General features: G+C 73.6%; 18 protein-coding genes and 1 pseudogene. 6 read left to right on the top strand and 13 right to left on the bottom strand.

What is annotated here, in order from left to right; genetic code table 11:
* Nucleotides 1-80 precede the first annotated feature (80 nt).
* A complete protein-coding gene (locus tag ACRRSS_RS09390) occupies nucleotides 81-1,214 on the bottom strand; it encodes a hypothetical protein (protein WP_435975291.1) in 1,134 nt (377 codons plus the stop codon).
* Nucleotides 1,215-1,219: 5 nt separating this feature from the next.
* Complete coding sequence (locus ACRRSS_RS09385; protein ID WP_435970752.1) at nucleotides 1,220-2,152, bottom strand: 5-dehydro-4-deoxyglucarate dehydratase; 933 nt, start codon at nucleotides 2,150-2,152, stop codon at nucleotides 1,220-1,222.
* Nucleotides 2,153-2,365: 213 nt separating this feature from the next.
* Between ACRRSS_RS09385 and ACRRSS_RS09380 the strand changes: the two genes are divergently transcribed.
* Nucleotides 2,366-3,175 (top strand): NAD-dependent epimerase/dehydratase family protein, encoded by an 810-nt coding sequence (locus tag ACRRSS_RS09380; RefSeq protein WP_435970751.1) that lies wholly within the window; start codon nucleotides 2,366-2,368, stop codon nucleotides 3,173-3,175.
* Between the two features lie 318 nt (nucleotides 3,176-3,493).
* Here ACRRSS_RS09380 and ACRRSS_RS09375 read toward each other — a convergent pair whose 3' ends face one another.
* The gene (locus ACRRSS_RS09375; protein WP_435970750.1) at nucleotides 3,494-4,429 is read right to left on the bottom strand and encodes an AraC family transcriptional regulator; all 936 of its coding nucleotides are present in this window, start codon (nucleotides 4,427-4,429) and stop codon (nucleotides 3,494-3,496) included.
* Between the two features lie 139 nt (nucleotides 4,430-4,568).
* On the opposite strand from ACRRSS_RS09375, the gene ACRRSS_RS09370 reads away from it, so the two are divergent.
* Together ACRRSS_RS09370 and ACRRSS_RS09365 are read left to right on the top strand one after the other, a co-directional pair.
* Nucleotides 4,569-4,808, top strand: coding sequence for a hypothetical protein (locus tag ACRRSS_RS09370; protein ID WP_435975290.1), 240 nt, complete (start codon nucleotides 4,569-4,571; stop codon nucleotides 4,806-4,808).
* 45 nt (nucleotides 4,809-4,853) lie between these two features.
* The gene (locus ACRRSS_RS09365) at nucleotides 4,854-6,077 is read left to right on the top strand and encodes a TerD family protein (protein WP_435975289.1); all 1,224 of its coding nucleotides are present in this window, start codon (nucleotides 4,854-4,856) and stop codon (nucleotides 6,075-6,077) included.
* Between the two features lie 27 nt (nucleotides 6,078-6,104).
* Here ACRRSS_RS09365 and ACRRSS_RS09360 read toward each other — a convergent pair whose 3' ends face one another.
* From ACRRSS_RS09360 to ACRRSS_RS09345, 4 genes are all read right to left on the bottom strand, one after another.
* Complete coding sequence (locus tag ACRRSS_RS09360; protein WP_435970749.1) at nucleotides 6,105-7,124, bottom strand: 1-aminocyclopropane-1-carboxylate deaminase; 1,020 nt, start codon at nucleotides 7,122-7,124, stop codon at nucleotides 6,105-6,107.
* 55 nt (nucleotides 7,125-7,179) lie between these two features.
* The gene (locus ACRRSS_RS09355; protein WP_435970748.1) at nucleotides 7,180-7,890 is read right to left on the bottom strand and encodes a GntR family transcriptional regulator; all 711 of its coding nucleotides are present in this window, start codon (nucleotides 7,888-7,890) and stop codon (nucleotides 7,180-7,182) included.
* Nucleotides 7,891-7,982: 92 nt separating this feature from the next.
* Nucleotides 7,983-9,449, bottom strand: a complete 1,467-nt coding sequence (locus tag ACRRSS_RS09350; protein WP_435970747.1) for an alkaline phosphatase PhoX — start codon at nucleotides 9,447-9,449, stop codon at nucleotides 7,983-7,985.
* 103 nt (nucleotides 9,450-9,552) lie between these two features.
* Complete coding sequence (locus ACRRSS_RS09345) at nucleotides 9,553-11,007, bottom strand: hypothetical protein (protein ID WP_435975288.1); 1,455 nt, start codon at nucleotides 11,005-11,007, stop codon at nucleotides 9,553-9,555.
* A gap of 242 nt (nucleotides 11,008-11,249) precedes the next feature.
* Between ACRRSS_RS09345 and ACRRSS_RS09340 the strand changes: the two genes are divergently transcribed.
* Nucleotides 11,250-13,112: an endonuclease/exonuclease/phosphatase family protein gene (locus ACRRSS_RS09340; RefSeq protein ID WP_435970746.1), complete on the top strand. Its 1,863-nt coding sequence runs from the start codon at nucleotides 11,250-11,252 to the stop codon at nucleotides 13,110-13,112.
* An 18-nt stretch (nucleotides 13,113-13,130) separates the two neighbouring features.
* Here the strand turns inward: ACRRSS_RS09340 and ACRRSS_RS09335 are convergent, their stop codons facing one another.
* A complete protein-coding gene (locus ACRRSS_RS09335) occupies nucleotides 13,131-13,844 on the bottom strand; it encodes an antibiotic biosynthesis monooxygenase (RefSeq protein WP_435975287.1) in 714 nt (237 codons plus the stop codon).
* Between the two features lie 48 nt (nucleotides 13,845-13,892).
* On the opposite strand from ACRRSS_RS09335, the gene ACRRSS_RS09330 reads away from it, so the two are divergent.
* Nucleotides 13,893-14,393: an N-acetyltransferase family protein gene (locus tag ACRRSS_RS09330; protein ID WP_435970745.1), complete on the top strand. Its 501-nt coding sequence runs from the start codon at nucleotides 13,893-13,895 to the stop codon at nucleotides 14,391-14,393.
* 39 nt (nucleotides 14,394-14,432) lie between these two features.
* Here the strand turns inward: ACRRSS_RS09330 and ACRRSS_RS09325 are convergent.
* Nucleotides 14,433-14,645: pseudogene (locus ACRRSS_RS09325) on the bottom strand (SDR family oxidoreductase); the annotation flags it as partial.
* 89 nt (nucleotides 14,646-14,734) lie between these two features.
* Here ACRRSS_RS09325 and dapA point away from each other — a divergent pair.
* Nucleotides 14,735-15,628 (top strand): 4-hydroxy-tetrahydrodipicolinate synthase, encoded by an 894-nt coding sequence (gene dapA / locus ACRRSS_RS09320; RefSeq protein ID WP_435970744.1) that lies wholly within the window; start codon nucleotides 14,735-14,737, stop codon nucleotides 15,626-15,628.
* Here the strand turns inward: dapA and ACRRSS_RS09315 are convergent.
* The 4 genes from ACRRSS_RS09315 to ACRRSS_RS09300 all read right to left on the bottom strand — a co-directional run bounded on the left by ACRRSS_RS09315 (nucleotide 15,607) and on the right by ACRRSS_RS09300 (nucleotide 17,937).
* Nucleotides 15,607-15,816, bottom strand: a complete 210-nt coding sequence (locus ACRRSS_RS09315; RefSeq protein ID WP_351896715.1) for a hypothetical protein — start codon at nucleotides 15,814-15,816, stop codon at nucleotides 15,607-15,609. The genes dapA and ACRRSS_RS09315 overlap by 22 nt on opposite strands.
* Before the next feature lie 170 nt (nucleotides 15,817-15,986).
* On the bottom strand, nucleotides 15,987-16,970 hold the full coding sequence (gene dapD, locus ACRRSS_RS09310) for a 2,3,4,5-tetrahydropyridine-2,6-dicarboxylate N-succinyltransferase (protein ID WP_435970743.1): 984 nt from the start codon (nucleotides 16,968-16,970) through the stop codon (nucleotides 15,987-15,989).
* A 44-nt stretch (nucleotides 16,971-17,014) separates the two neighbouring features.
* Nucleotides 17,015-17,617, bottom strand: a complete 603-nt coding sequence (locus tag ACRRSS_RS09305) for a TetR/AcrR family transcriptional regulator (RefSeq protein WP_435970742.1) — start codon at nucleotides 17,615-17,617, stop codon at nucleotides 17,015-17,017.
* Complete coding sequence (locus ACRRSS_RS09300; protein ID WP_435970741.1) at nucleotides 17,617-17,937, bottom strand: DMT family transporter; 321 nt, start codon at nucleotides 17,935-17,937, stop codon at nucleotides 17,617-17,619. Before ACRRSS_RS09300 ends, ACRRSS_RS09305 begins: the two co-directional genes overlap by 1 nt.
* Between the last annotated feature and the right edge of the window lie 36 nt (nucleotides 17,938-17,973).

Raw genomic sequence — 17,973 nt, 5'->3', positions numbered from 1 at the left:
CCCGGCCGGGCGCCTGCCGCCCGCGCCCCCGGGACCGGGGCGGTCGGAGGCGACAGGCGGCAGGCGGCCGGGGTCTCCTCCTAGCCGAGTCTCCGCAGGGCGGAGCGGACGGCCGCCAGGTCCTCGTCCGAGGCAAGCCCGGCGTGGTAGAGCCGCAGCTCGCCGGCGCCCGCCTCGCGGGCGAGACCGGCGTCGTGCGCGAGCCGGCCGGGCGCGCCCCCCATGCCGGTGACGACGGACAGGTTCGCCGCGAGGACGGTGCCGGGCCGCGCGTGGGCCGCGAAGCCGGCGATCCGGGGCGGGCGGGCGACCACCCCGTCCGCGAGCCCCAGGACGTGCACCGGGTCCGTGCCGGCGTCGGCGCCGCAGCGGTACGGGTCGGGGTCGGCGTGCAGCAGGACCCGGAAGCCGGCCGGGGCGGCGGCCCGTACGGCGGCGACGGCGGCCTCCTGGAAGGTGCGGGCGGTCCCCGCGCGCCAGGCCGCGGTGGGGGCCTCCAGGGCGCCGAGTCCGCCCGCGGGGCCCGACCCGGCCCACACGGGCGCCAGGGCGGCGCGCACGGCGGCGGCCAGTTCGCCGGGGTCGGCGCCCTCGTTCCCGTACCCCTCGCGGCAGGAGGGGCAGAAGCAGAGCGACATCAGGTACTGCTCCCGCTCGCCGAGCGCGACGCCGCCGGTCTTGTCGTGGGCGTGCAGGTGCGCGAGGCCGTACCAGCCGCAGGACTCCAGTTCGGTGCCGGCCGCGCCGGGCCGCACGGCGGCCTCGGCGGCCAGGCCGACGAGCAGGGCGCGGACGTCGGGGCGGCCGACGCAGGGGGCCCAGGGGTAGCGGTCGCCGTAGGCGTTGACGACGGAGGTCTCCGGATGCTCGGCGCCGAGACGGGAGTTGTGCGCGAGCACGACCCAGCTGTGCACCTCCAGGCCGGTGGCGGCGAGGGCCTCGGCGGCCCGCCCGAAGGAGTCGCCGGGGGCCCACTCCCCCGCCGGGTGGGGACGGAGCGGACGGTCCGCCCAGCGGCCGGGGTCCGGCGGGTAGAGCACGGCGGCGTGCTCGGCGGTGACGATCCGGTGGGCCGGGTGGCGGGGGGTCAGGGCCCGGGTGGAGTGGTATGCGGAGGCGAGCGTGACCTGGGCGAGGCCGAGGTCCGCGAGGAGCCCGGGGGCGGCGGGGTCGCCGTCGACGTCCCAGGGGTAGACGAACGTCCCCGCGCGCATGCCGCTCACGCCTCCAGCTCCTTCAGGACGGCGCGGGCGCGGTCGACGAGCAGCATGAGCGCGTCGACGTGCTCGGGGGCGGGCTCGCTCAGCGGCGGCCGCACCTCGCCCACGTCCAGGCCTCCCCTCCGTACCGCCGCCTTGACGAGCGAGACGGCGTATCCCCGTCCCTGGGCGCGGAGCTCGACGAGCGGCCGGTAGAAGGAGTCGACGAGCCGGTTCACGGTGGTGTCGTCGCCGGTGGTGAGGGCGCGGTGGAAGGCGAGGGCGAGGTCGGGGGCGAAGCAGAAGACGGCGGAGGAGTAGAGGGTGACACCGATACCCCGGTAGGCGGCGCCGGTGAGTTCGGCGGTCGGCAGGCCGTTGAAGTAGAGCAGGTCGAGGCCTTCGGCGCGGACGGCGCTGACGATCCGCTGCATGAGGTCGAGGTCGCCGAGGCCGTCCTTGAGGCCGATGATCCCGTCGGTGCGGGCGAGGGCGACGGTGGTGGCGGGGGTGAGGATCGCGTTGTCGCGCTGGTAGACGATGACGTCGAGCGAGGTGGCGGCGGCGAGTTCGGTGTAGTGGCGGAGCAGTCCGGCCTGGTCGGCGACGACGAGGTAGGGGGGCATGGCGAGGAGTCCGTCGGCGCCGGACTCCTCGGCGAGCCGGGCGTACCGGACGGCGAGGGCGGTGCCGTAGCCGGCGCCCGCGACGACGGGGACGCGGCCGCCGGCCTCCTCGACGGCGGCGGCGACGCAGTCCCGGAACTCCTCGGGGGTGAGGGCGTGGAACTCGCCGGTGCCGCAGCAGGCGAACACCGCCGCGGCGCCCGCGTCGACGCCCGCGCGCACGTGGGCGCGGAAGGTGCCGAGGTCGACGGAGCCGTCGGGCGCGAAGGCGGTGACGGGGAAGAACAGCAGGCCGTCGAGCCGGCCGGCGAGCGGGGCAGTGGTCACGGGCGCTCCCAGGGAAGTCCGTCGTGCAGCCTTCGCGTGCACAGTTATGACTGTCATCCATATTCTTGAACACTGGCGTTCCGCACGCTAGAACAGCGCGGAACGGCCGGTCAAGGAGTGAACCCGCCGCATCGCGCACTCTTGACGCCCGGTCGGACCGCTCCCTAGCTTGTCCACGGATGTGAATGCCACTCAACGGAGGAGATCGACTCCATGCCCGCACCCCGCACCGTCCTGCTCACCGGCGCCGCCGGAGGCGTCGGCACGCTGATGCGGGAGCTGCTGCCCCCGTACGGCTACGAGCTCCGCCTCCTGGACGTCGTCCCGGTGCCGGGGGCGCCGGACGCGATCGTCGCCGACCTCGCGGACCGCGCGGCGCTGCGCGAGGCGGTCCGGGGCGTCGACGCGATCGTGCACCTGGCGGGCATCTCCCTGGAGTCGGACTTCGAGAAGATCATGGCCGCCAACATCGCCGGGACGTACCACCTCTACGAGGCCGCCCGCGAGGAGGGCGTCCGGCGCGTGGTCCTCGCCTCCAGCAACCACGCCGTCGGCTTCACCCGGCGGCCGCGCGAGGGCGAGCCGCCGGTCCCGGTCGACACCCCGCACCGCCCGGACACCTTCTACGGCCTCTCCAAGTGCTTCGGCGAGGACCTGGCGCAGCTCTACTGGGACCTGCACGGAGTCGAGACCGTCTCCGTCCGCATCGGCTCCTGCTTCCCCGAGCCCACCTCGGTCCGGATGCTGTCGATGTGGCTCAGCCCCGCCGACTGCGCCCGGCTGCTGCACGCCACGCTCACCGCCGAGGACGTGGCCCACACGGTGGTGTACGGCTCCTCCGCCAACACGCGCGCGTGGTGGGACCTCTCCACCGCCCGGGCGCTCGGCTTCGCTCCGGAGGACGACTCGGAGGTGTACGCGGAGAAGGTCGTCGCCGAGAAGGGCCTCCCGCCGGAGGGCAGCGCCGACGACCTCTACCTGGGCGGCCACTTCTGCGTGGACCCGCCCCGGTGGCCGCACTGAGCGACGGGCTCCGGCCAGGGCGGGAGGAAGTACACAGGACCCGGCCGGACTGATACGGGGGAGCCGGCCGGGGCCCGGGTCACGGCGCACGCTGGCAGACCGGACGTGCTCACCGTAGGCCCGCACGAAGATCATCGCGATCCGCTGAACGCGGCACCTGTCCGGAATGCGCGACGGGTTGACGCAGGGAAGTGCACCGGTCAGCGCGGTAAGCGCCCCTTACCCGCCCGGGGCGCACACCGGACACACACGCGAGCGCGCCCGGCGCGCGGAGGCCCGCTCGCACCGGCCGGGGCAGCGGCACAGGGCCCCCGGAGCTCAGCGGGAGCCGCGCAAGGTGCCGGACGGCGACTCGCCGAACTTCTCCCGGTAGCGCGCCGCGAACCGGCCCTGGTGGGCGAAGCCCCAGCGCCAGGCCACCTCGCTCACGCTCACCTCGTCCGGCGCCGCCGCCCGCAGCTCCTCGCGGACCCGGTCGAGGCGGACCTCCCGTACGTACGCCATGGGTGACATGCCCACGTACTCGCGGAACGACTCCTGGAGGCGGCGCACGCTCACCCGGGCCATGGCCGCGAGCTCGGTGGAGGTGAACGGGTGCTCGGGCCGCTCCCGTACCGCGTCCATCGCCCGCTTGACCGGGGCCGGGCGCCGGGGCTCCCCCGGATGGGCGAGCGCCTCGCGCCAGGGGTGCTCGGCGGCCAGGAGCAGCCCGTTGAGCAGCGCCTCCTGCAAGGGACGGGCCACCAGCTCGTGCCGGGCCAGACCCTCGCCGGCGAGCGCCTCGGCGGCGACCTGGCGGGCGAAGCGCACCCAGCTCAGACCGGGGCCGCGGGTGATGTCCAGACAGGGGGCGAAGACGAGCGCGCCACGGGGCGGGCGGCCGATCAGCCGCTCCAGGCGGTCGCGCAGCTCCGCCGCCCCGACCTTCACCGACAGGGTCCGGCAGTCCCCGCTCCAGCGGTCGAGGAAGGTGTCCCCGGCCGGGTCGAGCAACAGCGCCTCGGCGGTCGTGGCGACGATCGGGGCCCCGCCCTGGCGCATCTCCATCCGCCCGCTGAGCGGCGCGTTCACGTGGTAGGCGCCGAGCTCCCCGAAGCTCATCCGCACATCGGCCCCGCAGCTGAGGTCGCCGATGACCAGCGGACCGAGCGCGATGGTATCGAAGCGCGCCGCGAAGGGCCGCCGCTCGCGGTCCACGACGTCCATCCGGTTCGCGTAGTAGCGGGTGTCGAGCTCCTCACGCGCCTCGTCCACGTCCCGGGTCCGAAAACAGCTCCCGTCCACAGCGCCCCCTGCCCCCACCGGTAGCACCGGCCCCTCCGCCCCCACTGCACCCATGGGTCGAAAGAATATTCATATGACGGATCTGACCGGGAACGGCAGGATGCCCGGCATGCCACGCCCCCATGGATTCACCTACGAGCGGCGCCGTGACGGCTCCGTCGTGCTCACCCACCTCGGCCGCGCCGCGGGCGTCCTGCGCGGCGGGCGGGCCGAGAAGTTCCTCGCCGAGGTCGAGTCGGGCGACGCCCAGCTGGTGATGGCCCGCTGGACGGGCTCGTACCGCTTCGGCAACGAACGGCAGGCCAGGAACCACCCCCGTCATCAAGGTGGCCGAACCGGCCGAGGGTAAGGGAACGGCAAAGGGGCCCGGATCGTTAGCCCTGGCATGACCGCTATGACCCCCGGCTCGAACATCCCCCTCACCGTCGCTCGCGTGGCGGTGGACGTCACCGCCCCCGTGCGGCTGGACGTCTCGGGCCTGCTGCTCGGCGCCAACGGCAAGGTGCGCTCGGACGACGACTTCATCTTCTACAACCAGCCGGCCGGGCCCGGTGTCACCTACCGCTCCGGCGGCGGTGCCGCTCCCGACGCGATCCTGGTGGACACCGGCGCCGTCCCGGCCGGCATCGAGAGGATCGTCGTCACCGCGAGCCCCGACGCCGCGGGCCAGACCTTCCAGGGCATCGAGCCCACGGCCACCCTCCGCAACGCGGACGACGGCAGCGTCCTCGCCACCTTCACCCCGCCGCAGCTGGCCACCGAGACCGCCCTGGTGGTCGTCGAGATCTACCTGCGCAACGGCGCGTGGAAGGCCCGCGCCGTGGGCCAGGGATACGCGAACGGTCTCGCCGGCATCGCGACGGACTTCGGCGTCTCGGTGGACGACGAGCCCGCCGCCGCCCCGGTGGCGGCCGCGCCCGCCCCCGTCGCCCCGCCCGCCCCGGTGTCGCCCCCGGCCCCGCCCGTCGCCCCGGCGGACCCCCGGATCGCGGCCGCCGTCCCGCCCGCTCCCCCGGCCGCCGCCCCGGCCCCCGGCTCCGGCAAGATCAACCTCGACAAGGGCCGGGTCAACCTCCAGAAGAACCAGACGGTCTCCCTGGTCAAGGGCGGCCGCCCGCTGCTCTCCCAGGTCAAGATGGGCCTCGGCTGGGAGCCCGCCTACCGGGGCAAGGACATCGACCTGGACGCCTCCGTCATCGCCTACGGGCCGCAGCGCAACCACCAGGACAGCTGTTACTTCGGCAAGCTCTCCATCCTGGGCGGCTCGGTGAAGCACTCCGGCGACAACCTCACCGGCGAGGGCGCGGGCGACGACGAGGTGATCGTGGTCGACCTGGGCCGGCTGCCCGCCGACACCACCGGTCTGGTCTTCACGGTCAACTCCTTCTCCGGCCAGAAGTTCACCGAGGTCGCCAAGGCCTACTGCCGGCTGATGGACGCGGCGACCGGCGAGGAGCTGGTCCGCTTCGACCTGACCACCGCCGAGCCGCAGACCGGCGTGATGATGGCCAAGCTGATCAAGCAGTTCTCCGGCGAGTGGGAGATGACGGCGATGGGCGAGTTCGTGAAGTCGCGGACCGTCCGCGGCATGGTGAAGCCGGCCGCCCAGGCACTCTGAGCGACCGGCCCCGGCGCCCTGTCCGGCCTAGGAGAACAGGGCGCTGTAGGCGTTGAGGGCGGGCTGGCCGCCGAGGTGGGCGTAGAGCACGGTCGAGTCCCGGCCGATCTCTCCCCGGTCCACCAGGTCGACCATGCCCGCCATCGACTTCCCCTCGTACACGGGGTCGGTGACCATGCCCTCGGTGCGGGCGGCGAGCCGCATCGCGTCGAGGGTGGCCTCGTCCGGGATGCCGTACACCCCCGCGTGGTAGCGCTCGTCCAGCTCGACGTCGGCCGCCGTCACCACCCGCTCGACCCCGATGAGGGCGGCGGTGTCCCGGGCGATCCGGGTGATCTGCTCGTGCGTCGGACCGGGCTTCGCGGAGGCGTCGACGCCGATGATCCGCCGGGCCGGTCCGCCCTCCTCGGCGAGCGCGGCGAAGCCCGCGACCATGCCGGCCTGGGTCGAGCCGGTCACCGAGCAGACGACCACCGTGTCGAAGAAGACGCCGAGCGCGCGTTCCTGCTCGGCCACCTCGTACGCCCAGTTCGCGAAGCCGAGTCCGCCGAGCGGGTGGTCGGAGGCGCCCGCGGGGATCGCGTACGGCTTGCCGCCGCCCTCCTCGACCTCCCGCAGGGCCTGCTCCCAGCTCTCCTTGAAGCCGATGCCGAAGCCCGCCCGCACCAGGCGTACGTCGGCGCCCGCGAGGCGGCTGATCAGGATGTTGCCGACCTTGTCGTAGACGGAGTCGGGCCAGTCGACCCAGCTCTCCTGGACGAGGACGCAGCGCAGTCCGGCGCGGGCGGCGACGGCGGCCACCTGGCGGGTGTGGTTGGACTGGACGCCACCGATGGAGACGAGGGTGTCGCAGCCCTGGGCGAGCGCGTCCGCCACCAGGTACTCCAGCTTGCGGGTCTTGTTCCCGCCGTACGCGACGCCGGAGTTGCAGTCCTCGCGCTTGGCCCAGAGGGTGGCGCCGCCGAGATGGTGGGTGAGCCGTTCGAGCGGGTGGACCGGTGAGGGCCCGAAGAGGAGCGGGTAGCGGTCGAAATCGATGATCGGCAATGCGGCTCCCGGTGGGTGACGGCCTGACGGCCGCTGGTCGACGGTCGAGGACGCGCTACGGAGCCGGGGAATCCGCGGAGGGGGCGGGCGCGGGAATGCCGGTGACCTCGGCCACCTCGATGGCGTCGTCCGCGAGCTGTTCGAGCGCCGCCCAGATCTCCGTGGTGACCCGCACCGCCTCCGCCGCGTCCCCGGCCTCGCACGCGTCGATGAGGCGGGCGTGCAGCTCGGCCGATCCACAGCTCCCGGCGTCGCCGAAGAGCCGCCGCTCGACGCGGCGGATCAGAGGGGTGTAGCGGGCGATCGTGGCGGCGGCGGCGTGGTTGCCGCTGGCGACGACGAGGACCTGGTGCAGCTCGTCGTCGGCGTCGAGGGCCGCCTCCACGTCGGAGGCCAGGACGGCGGCCGCGAAGCGCTCGTTGGCCTCGCGCATGGCCCGGATGCCGTCGGGTCCGAGCAGGGGTACGCCGGTCCTGGCGGCGAGTTCGTGCATGACCCGCACCACGGAGGCGGCGTCCCTGACGACCCGGCTGACCGGCCGGGTGACCCGGGTGTAGGCCTGGGGCTTGGACTCGACGAGCCCCTCGTCGCCGAGCCGGGCCAGGGCCTCGCGCACCGGGGCGCGCGAGAGCCCGAGCCGGTCGGCGAGGTCGGCGTCCTTGAGCGGGGCGCCGGGGGCGAGGTCGCCGCGCACGATGGCCTCGCGCAGCGCCTCGTACGCCCGGTCACGCAGCAGGGTCCGGCCCACCGGCCGTAATACGTCCATGGACTGACAGGTTAGATGTCAGTCCATGGGACTGACCAGAGGTCAGCGACCGTACCCGTGTGGGGGTTCGGTGTCCCTTTCCGCGGCGGGGATCAGCGGCGGGGCTGGCGGCGCCAGGGGCCGGTGATCGCCACCATGATGCCCGGATCCTGGATGTTCGCGAACAGGGTGTCACCGTCCGGCGAGAACGTCACGCCGGTGAACTCGCTGCCGTTGAGGTCGTTGCGGGCGATCGGGTAGGTGCGGCCCGAGTCGGTCGCGCCGAAGAGGTGCTGGACGCCCTCGCCGTCCTCGGCGATGACGAGCCCGCCGTACGGGGAGACCGTGATGTTGTCGGGGCCGTCGTAGGCGCCGTCCTCGTCGGGAGCGGCGTTCACGCCGAGCAGCACCTTGAGGGTGAGCGTGCGGCGCTTCGGGTCGTAGAACCAGACCTGGCCGTCGTGCGCGGCGCCGGGGCTCTCCGCGCGCGCGTAGGAGGAGACGACGTACGCGCCGCCGTCGGCCCACCACATGCCCTCCAGCTTGCGGGCGCGGGTGACCTGACCGGCGGTGAACTGCTTGCGGACGGAGGTGGTGCGGCCGTCGCGGTCGGGGACGTCGACCCAGTCGACGCCGTAGACGGTGCCGATCCGGGACGCCCGGGAGAGGTCGTCGACGAAGCGGCCGCCGGAGTCGATGCACTTGGCGGCCTGGAGCACACCGGCGTCGTCGGCGAGCCGGCGGAGCTTGCCGCGGCCGTGCTCGAAGCCCTGCGGCGGCACCCAGCGGAAGAGCAGTCCGTTGGGGTTGGAGGCGTCCTCGGTGAGGTAGGCGTGGCCGCGCCGGGGGTCGATGACGACGGCCTCGTGGTCGTACCGGCCGAAGGCCTTGATCGGCTTCGGGTCGCGGTTGGCGCGCCGGTCACGCGGGTCGACCTCGAAGACGTAGCCGTGGTCCTTGGTCATGCCGTTGACGCCGGCGCGGTCGGAGTTCTCCTCGCCGGTCAGCCAGGTGCCCCAGGCGGTGCTGCCCCCGGCGCAGTTGGTGGAGGTTCCGGCGATGCCGACCCATTCGGCGACGGTGCCGTCGCGGTGCACCTCGACGACCGTGCAGCCGCCGGCCGCGGCGGGGTCGTACACGAGCCCCTCGACGAGCGGGACGGGGTGCTTCCAGCCGGCCCGGACGCCCTTGAGCTCGTGGTTGTTGACGAGGTACGTGGTGCCGCGCGGCCCGGCGAAGGCGGCGGTGCCGTCGTGGTTGGAGGGCGTGAACTCGCCGGACTCCAGCCGGGTCACGCCGCTGTGGGTGACGACACGGTACGAGAACCCGGCGGGCAGGGCGAGCATCCCCTCGGGGTCGGCGACGAGCGGCCCGTACCCAAGCCGGTGGCCGTGACCGTGCCCATGACCGTGGTCGTGGTCGTGGTCGTGGCCGTTGTCGTGACCGTGGCCGTACGCCTCCGGGTCGTCGGAGGCGAGCGCCTCGGGCGCGGTGGCGAGAGCGCCGACGACACCGGTGAGGGCGAGCCCCGCACCGGCGACGGCGGACTGCTTGGTGAACTCTCTGCGGTTGAGGGGCATGGTGTGGCGGTCTCCCTGTGCTGGCCCGGATGTCGCGGGCCACCCTCCCGCGCCGCCACGAACACCGCCTGAACGCCACGGGAACACCGCCGGGCGGAGACCCTCAGGCCCCGGCGCGCGACCGCGCCTTGAACGCCGCCTTCCGGGCCTCCTTCGCCACCGTCTTGTCCCGGTGCAGGCGGCCCATCGCCTCCAGGACCTCGGCCGTCGCCGGGTGCTCCACCCGCCAGGCCGCCTCGAAGAAGCCGCTGTGGCGTCCCGTCAGGCCCTCGATCAGCTCCTGGACCTCCGCCAGGTCGCCGTCCGCGTCGAGCTGGGCGGCGATCGTGTCGACCGCCAGCCAGAAGATCATCGACTCCGGCGGCGCGGGCACGTCCGCCGCGCCCCGCTCCGCGAGCCAGACCCGCGCGAGGCCGCCGAGCTCCGCGTCGTCCAGGACCTCGCGCACGGCGGGCTCCGCCTCCGCGCCCACCAGGGAGAGCGTCTGCTGGCAGTGGAGGCGGCGGAGCGGCGACCCCGCGTCCGCGCCGCGCGCGGCGTGCAGGAGTTCCCGGGCCGCGCCGAGCGCGTCGCGGCCCTCCAGCCACCCGGCGGTCTCCTCGCGCGCGGCGGCCTCCGGGTAGCCGGCGATCCCGTCGAGGAGCGCGTCGGCGCCCTTCTCCGCGAGGTCGCCGACGGCGGGCGCGTCGACACCGGCCTCCAGCATCCGGGCGCGGACGCCGTAGAGGCCGAGCGGGGTGAGCCGGACCATGCCGTACCGGCTGACGTCCTCCTCGTCGACGGGCGGCGCGGGCTCCTCGCCTTCCTCGGCCATCAGGGCCTCGTCGACGGGCTGGTAGGCGACGAGCCCGATCGGTTCGAGCAGCCGGAACTGCTCGTCGAGCCGCATCATCGCGTCGGAGACCTGCTCCAGGACGTCGTCGGTGGGCTCGCCCATGTCGTCGGGGACGACCATCGAGGCGGCGAGCGCGGGCAGCGGCACCGGCCCCTCCCCGGCCCCGCCCTCGCTGACGGTCAGCAGGTAGAGGTTGCCGAGCACGCCCTCCAGGAAGTCGGCCTCCACCTCGGGGTCCCAGTCGAGCGACTCGAAGTCGATCTCGCCGTCCTCGCCGACGATCGCGTCCAGGTCGTCGAGGACGGGGGCGACGGCGTCGGCGAAGACCGCGTCGAAGCCGTCCAGCCAGATCCCGAGGACGTCCTGGGGCGAACCGGCCGTGACGAGCGCGAGGTTCTCCCCGGGCGCGGCCCGCCCGGGGGTGTCGCCCTCCGCCGACTCCCGGCCGTCCTCCACGGCCACGAGGCCGGTGTCGACGGCGAGGCGCCAGGCGTCGCTCGCCCAGATCTCGCCGTCCTCGCCGTCGGCGAGGCCCAGGAGCTCGACGGCCTCGGGCAGCTGCTCGTCGACGAGTTCGCCGCCGGCGTCGACCCGGGTGTCGGGCCCGGCCCAGCGGGCCAGCCTGACCGCGTGGGCGAGGAGGGGGGCGGCCAGGGCGTCCCGCGCCAGCTCCGCGTCCGCACGGAGCCGAACGGGGGGAAGGGTGGGGTGCTCCGCTGACATCTGGGGGGTCTCCTCGACGCGTCCGTGGGTGAAGGGGGTGGAAAGGCAGGTCATGGGTGATGACCGAAGGGTGGGCTCGGAGAGCGGTTCTCAGCGTAGACGCATCCGGGAGGACGTCCGCCGGTTCACCGATCCGTCAGCCTTCGTACACCCGTCGACTCTTGACAAGTTGGGCGCTCTGCAAAGAGATTGACGCGCGTAGATTCATCTGCCGTTCCTCCAAGCACCCTCGGAGTCCCCTGATGCCTTCCTCCATACCGAGATCTGCCGGCCGGACCGTCGCGCGATCCGCCGCGGTCTCCGCCGTCGTCGCCTCCGCCCTCGCGGCGGGTCTGCTCGCCGGTTCCGCGAGCGCCGCCACCGAGGACACCGCGGCGGGCGTCCGCATCCACGACATCCAGGGCACGACCCGCGTCTCCCCGCTCGTCGGCAAGCAGGTCGCCGGCGTCACGGGCGTCGTCACCGGCGTCCGCACCTACGGTTCGCGCGGTTTCTGGATCCAGGACCCCGAGGGCGACGCGAACCCGGCCACCAGCGAGGGCCTCTTCGTCTTCACCAGCTCCGTCCCGACGGTCGCCGTCGGCGACGCGGTCAGCCTGAGCGGCACGGTCACCGAGTACGTGCCCGGCGGCCTGACCTCCGGCAACCAGTCGCTGACGCAGCTCTCCAAGCCCGTCGTCACGGTGGTCTCCCAGGGCAACCCCGTCCCGGCCCCGGTGACGATCTCGTCCTGGTCCGTCCCCTCCCGGTACACCCCGGAGGGCGACCCGGCCGCCCAGGGCTCGATCAACGGCCTGACGCTGAACCCGCGCGAGTACGCCCTGGACTACTACGAGTCCCTGGAGGGCACCAACGTCCGGATCGGCTCCTCGCGGGTGGTCGGCGCCACCGACCCGTACTCCGAGCTGTGGGTGACGGTGAAGCCCTGGGAGAACCGCAACCGGCGCGGCGGCACGGTCTACGGCTCGTACGAGGACCAGAACACCGGCCGTCTGCAGATCCAGTCGCTGACCCCGATCGCCCAGCAGCCGTTCCCCAAGGCGAACGTCGGCGACCGGCTGACCGGCACCACCGAGGGCCCGCTGGACTTCAACCAGTTCGGCGGCTACACGCTGACGGCCCGCACGCTCGGCACGGTCGTCGACCGGGGTCTGGAGCGCGAGACCACGGACCGGCAGCACCGCAACGAGCTGGCCGTGGCCACGTACAACGTGGAGAACCTCGACCCGAGCGACCCGCAGGAGAAGTTCGACGCGCTCGCGAAGGCCGTCGTCGACAACCTGGCCTCGCCCGACATCCTCGCCCTGGAGGAGATCCAGGACAACAACGGCGCCAGGAACGACGGCACGGTCGCCGCGGACCAGACGGTGAAGAAGTTCACGGACGCCATCCTCGCGGCCGGCGGTCCGGCGTACGAGTGGCGCTCGGTCGACCCGGAGAACAACAAGGACGGCGGCGAGCCCGGCGGCAATATCCGTCAGGTCTTCCTCTTCAACCCGGAGCGGGTCTCCTTCACGGACCGCGCGGGCGCCGACGCCACGACCGCCACCACCGTGACGGGCCGCAAGGGCCACGCCGAGCTGACCCTCTCGCCCGGCCGCGTCGACCCGGCGAACACGGCCTGGGAGAGCAGCCGCAAGCCGCTCGCGGGCGAGTTCGTCTTCCGCGGCCGTACGGTCTTCGTGATCGCCAACCACTTCGGTTCCAAGGGCGGCGACGAGTCCATCGTCTCGCACCACCAGCCGCCGAACCGCTCCTCCGAGGCCAAGCGCCTGCTCCAGGCCCAGGCCGTCAACGGCTTCGTGAAGCAGCTCCTGGCGGTCGAGAAGCAGGCCGACGTGCTGGTCGTCGGCGACATCAACGACTTCGAGTTCTCCGGCACGACGAAGGCGCTGACCGAAGGCGGCGCGCTGTACCCGGCCGTGAACTCGCTGCCGCGCGGCGAGCGCTACTCGTACGTCTACCAGGGCAACAGCCAGGTCCTCGACCAGGTCCTGACCAGCCCCGGCGTGCGCCACTTCGAGTACGACAGCGTCCACATCAACGCGGAGTTCGCCGACCAGGACAGCGACCACGACCCGCAGGTCCTGCGCTTCCGCCCGTAGTACGCCGCCCGGCCCCGGTCACCCGCCCGCGCTCAGGCTGAGCGCGGGCGTGTACCGCCGCACCCGGCTGCCCACGAGCCCCGGGTGGTGGTGCACCCGTGCCCAGGCCTCGCTGAGCGGGGCGTACTCCGCCTGCCACTCCACATGGGCCTGCTCGCTCTCCCACTCGGCGAGGTTCAGGACCCGTCGGCCGTCGGTGGACAGATGGAAGTGCGCGCCGATCCCGCCGAAGGCCGACCGCTTCCCCGCGTCGTCGGCCATGGCGGTGAGCACGGCGTCCACCCAGGCCTTCTGGCGCCCCGCGTCCGGCCCGTCGAAGTCGACCTCGACGAGCGCGACGGCCCCGGGCACCGCCCCCGCGCTCCGCTCGTCGAGGACGGCGGAGCGGTACGGCGGCGCGTACCGGTGGAGTGCCACCCGCCGGACGCCGGGCACGGCCGCGTCGATCTCGGCGTTGCGGTCGTCGCGGTGGGTCCGGAGGAAGTCCTCGTAGGCCTGCTCGCCGGTCCACTGCGAGTAGTGAAGCAGCGAGTCGCCGTCGGTCCCGGTGTAGACGCTGTACGAGTGCGGTCCGGGGTCGGGCCACTCCCTGCTCTCCCAGGCCTCGCGGATGGCGTCTACGGCCGCCCGCTGGCGCTCGGGGGTGGCCACCCGCCAGGTGCTCGCCAGGACGAGGCCGACTCCGGGGCGGTGGAGGTCGGGGCGGGCATCGGGGTGGGCGACGGTGTCCATCAGGGAGGTCTCCTGTTCCTCGGATGCCTCCACCGTCCCCCCTCAACCATGGTTGAGGTCAAGGCCGGCCGCCGTGCGAGACTTCGCGCCGTGATCCTTCGCGACCTCACCCTCCGCCCCGCGACCCGCGCCGACCTTCCCGCCGTCCTCGCCCTCCTGGCCGACGAGCGGACGGTGGTGGACCCCTCCTCGGTCACCGTCACCGAGGCGTACGAGCGGGCGTTCGCGGACATCGAGGCGGATCCGCGCAACGAGATGCTGGTCCTGACGGACGGCGGGCTCGTCCTGGGCTGCCTCCAGGCCACGTACATCCCGGGGCTCGGCAGAGGCGGCGCCGAGCGGGCCCTGATCGAGGCGGTCCGGATCAGGGCGGACCGGCGCGGCGGCGGTCTCGGCCGGGAGCTGATGGAGCGGGCCGTGGCGCGGGCGCGGGAACGCGGCTGCTCGCTGGTCCAGCTGACGAGCGACAAGCGGCGGACGGAGGCCCACCGCTTCTACGCCTCGCTCGGCTTCGCGCGCGGCCACGACGGCTTCAAGCTGCCCCTCTGAGCCTTCGGACGGCGGGTCACCGAGCAGGTGCCCGCCGCCGTCGAGGAGCGGCACCCCACCCGTGATGTACGAGGCGTGGGCGAGGTTGTGGACGGCCCCGGCGATGTCCTCGGCCCGGCCGAGCCGGCGCGGCGGAACGACGTCCGCCCCGCGCGCCTTGGCCGCGTCGGCGCAGTCGACGCCGTCGAACCAGGGGGTGTCGATGAGGCCGGGCGCGACCGCGTTGACCCGCACGTCGGGTCCGTCGATCATGCCGGACCGGCACGCTTAAGCGACGGTGACCTTTCGGCCGAAGCAGATCTAAGTGGACCTTTACCGTCCGCTCCGCCCAGACTTCCGGAATGACCACCGCACGCCCTTTCGGCCGCGCGCTCTGCGCGATGATCACCCCGTTCACCCCCGCCGGCGCGCTCGACCTCGACCGGGCGGGCGAGCTCGCCGCCCGGCTCGTCGCCGAGGGCTGTGACGGTCTGGTCCTGAACGGCACCACCGGCGAGTCGCCGACCACCACCGACGCCGAGAAGGCGGCGCTCGTCCGGGCGGTCCGGGAGGCCGTCGGGCCCGCCGCCTCGGTCGTCGCGGGCGTCGGCACCGCCGACACCCGGCACACCGCCGAGCTGGCCCGCCAGGCGGAGCGGGCGGGCGCGGACGGACTGCTCGTCGTCACCCCGTACTACAGCCGCCCGCCGCAGCCGGCCGTGGAGGCCCACTTCCGGAAGGTCGCGGACGCCACCGCGCTGCCGGTGATGGTCTACGACATCCCCGGCCGCACCGGCACGCGCGTCGAGCCCGCGACGCTGCTGCGGCTCGCCGAGCACCCGCGGATCGTGGCGGTGAAGGACTGCGCGTACGACCTGCTGGGCTCGGCCCGGGTGATCGCGGAGACCTCGCTCGCGTACTACTCGGGCTGCGAGGAGCTGAACCTGCCGCTGTACGCGGTCGGCGGCGCCGGCTATGTCAGTACGGTGGCGAACGTGGCGCCCCGTCAGCTGCGGGCCGTCCTCGACGCCTTCGACGCGGGCGACACGGCGGAGGCGGCCCGGCTCAACGCCCGGCTCCTGCCGCTCGCCGAGCGGATGATGGCCGGAGGCCTGCCCGGCACGGTGACCGTCAAGGCGCTGCTGGGCGGCCCGGTCCGTGAACCGCTGCAGCCCGCCGACCGGGAGACGGCCGACGGGCTGCGGGGGTTGTTCGAGGCGCTGGTCCTGTCGGATCAGGCGGAGTCGCTCGTGTAGGTCCGTCCGAGGATCGCCGCGTGCTCCAGGACGTCCTCCAGGGGATCGTCGATCTGCCCGGTGGAGATCAGGGAGACGTTCGGCCCGTTGTGCGAGTGGCTGTGCGTCTCGTCCGCTGCGGCCGTCCCGGCCGGCAGCAGAACCGCCGCCACCGTGAGCACTGCGGCGACCGTGGGCTTGGTCCTCATGTCGACTCCTCGCCTTGCCTGCTGATTGGAACCCTGCGCTCCATCCTGTTAACGCAGAGTCACCGCATCGGTTGTCGTGTGGCGGAAGCGTGGCGGGATGTCGTCGGCGACAGCCGACCGCCCCGCCGGCCGTTCAGGGCCGGGCGGGGCGGTGGACCGTCGCCGGTGGATCAGTTGTGGCTGTGCAGGACCTCGTTCAGGCCGCCCCAGACCGCGTTGTTCGGGCGGGCCTCGACGGCGCCGGTCACCGAGTTGCGGCGGAAGAGGATGTTCGAGGCGCCGGAGAGGTCGCGGGCCTTCACGATCTCGCCGTCGGGCATCGTCACCCGGGTGCCGGCCGTGACGTACAGACCGGCCTCGACGACGCACTCGTCGCCCAGGGCGATGCCGACACCGGCCTCGGCGCCGATCAGGCAGCGCTCGCCGATCGAGATGACGACGTTGCCGCCGCCCGAGAGGGTGCCCATGGTGGAGGCGCCGCCGCCGATGTCGGAGCCGTCGCCGACGACGACGCCGGCGGAGATGCGGCCCTCGACCATGGAGGTGCCGAGGGTGCCGGCGTTGAAGTTGACGAAGCCCTCGTGCATGACGGTGGTGCCGGCGGCGAGGTGGGCGCCGAGGCGGACGCGGTCGGCGTCGGCGACGCGGACCCCGGCGGGCACGACGTAGTCGGTCATGCGCGGGAACTTGTCGATCGAGGTCACCTGGAGGTGCAGGCCCTCGGCGCGCGCGTTGAGGCGGACGCGCTCGATGTCGTCGACGGCGACCGGACCGAGCGAGGTCCAGGCGACGTTGGCGAGGAGGCCGAAGACGCCGTCGAGGCTCTGGCCGTGCGGCTTGACCAGCCGGTGGCTGAGCAGGTGCAGCCGGAGGTAGGCGTCGTGGGCGTCGAGCGGCTTCTCGTCGAGCGAGGCGATGACGGTACGGACGGCGACCACCTCGACGCCCCGGCGGGCGTCCACGCCGAGGGCCTTGGCGGCGCCCTCGCCGAGGGCGTTCACGGCCTCGTCGGGGGTGAGCCGCTCGGTGCCGGCGGGGCCGGGCGCCTCGGTCAGCTCGGGGGCGGGGAACCAGGTGTCGAGAACGGTGCCGTCGCCGGAGAGGGTGGCGAGGCCGGCGGCGACGGCGCCGGTGGTGCGAGGAGCAGTGGTCATGACGGAAAACCTAACCGGCGGGGCCCCGCGCGGGCCAACCGGTCTCAGGTGTCGGTCGAGCCGGTGGGCGGTTCCGACGAGGCCGGAGGGGAGGGTTCAGGTTCTTCGTTCAGGAGGCGGGCCAGCATCTCGCGCGCGTACCCCTCGTCGTACGCGCCCCCGGTGAGCAGGGACTGGAGGCAGATGCCGTCGACGAGGGCGACCAGGGCGCGGGCGGTGGCCGGGTCGGTACGGCAGGCGAGGACGGCGACGACGGTCTCGGCCCATTCGGCGGCGACCGGGCGGAGCGCGGGGCGGCGGAGGGCGGCGAGGTAGAGCTCGTACTCCAGCTCCACACGCGCGCGGTCGCCGCTCATCCACTCCCCCATGAGGCGGGCGAGCGCGTCCGCGAGGTCGCTGTCCGGCGCGCTGAGGGAGGGGTTCTCGCGGAGCAGCCGCTCGAAGTCCCCGTTGGCCTTGCGGAGGGCGGCGACGAGGAGTTCGTCGAGGGAGGCGAAGTGGTACGTGGTCGAGCCGAGCGGCACGTCCGCCTCGGCGGCGACGGTGCGGTGGCTCAGCCCGGCGATCCCGGACCGCCCGGCGACGCGGAGGGCCGCGTCGACGATCCGGTCCCGGCGTTCGGGGTCGTGGCGGCGGGCGCGGGCCATCAGTGGGCGCCGCCCAGGTTGAGGACGACGACCCCGACGACGATGAGGAGGATCCCGGCGACCTTGGCGAGGCTGAGGGTCTCGCCGAGGAAGAGGACGCCTATGGCGGCGATGGCGGCGGTGCCGACGCCGGCCCAGATGGCGTACGCGGTGCCGACCTGGAGCGTCTTGATGGCCTGGGCGAGGAGGGCGAAGGCGATGACGTAGCCCACCCCGGTGACGATCGAGGGCCAGAGCTTGGTGAAGCCCTCGCTGTACTTCATGGAGGTGGTGGCGAGGAGCTCCGCCACGATGGCACCCGCGAGCAGTCCGTATCCCATGCGTACGAGCGTACACAACGATGCGTACGGCCGTAC

Origin of the sequence: Streptomyces sp. Qhu_M48, from assembly GCF_051305195.1 — a bacterium.
Classification (GTDB): Bacteria; Actinomycetota; Actinomycetes; order Streptomycetales; family Streptomycetaceae; genus Streptomyces.
Note: the sequence above shows the minus strand (reverse complement) of the source record. Positions and strands in the feature narration are given on the sequence as shown.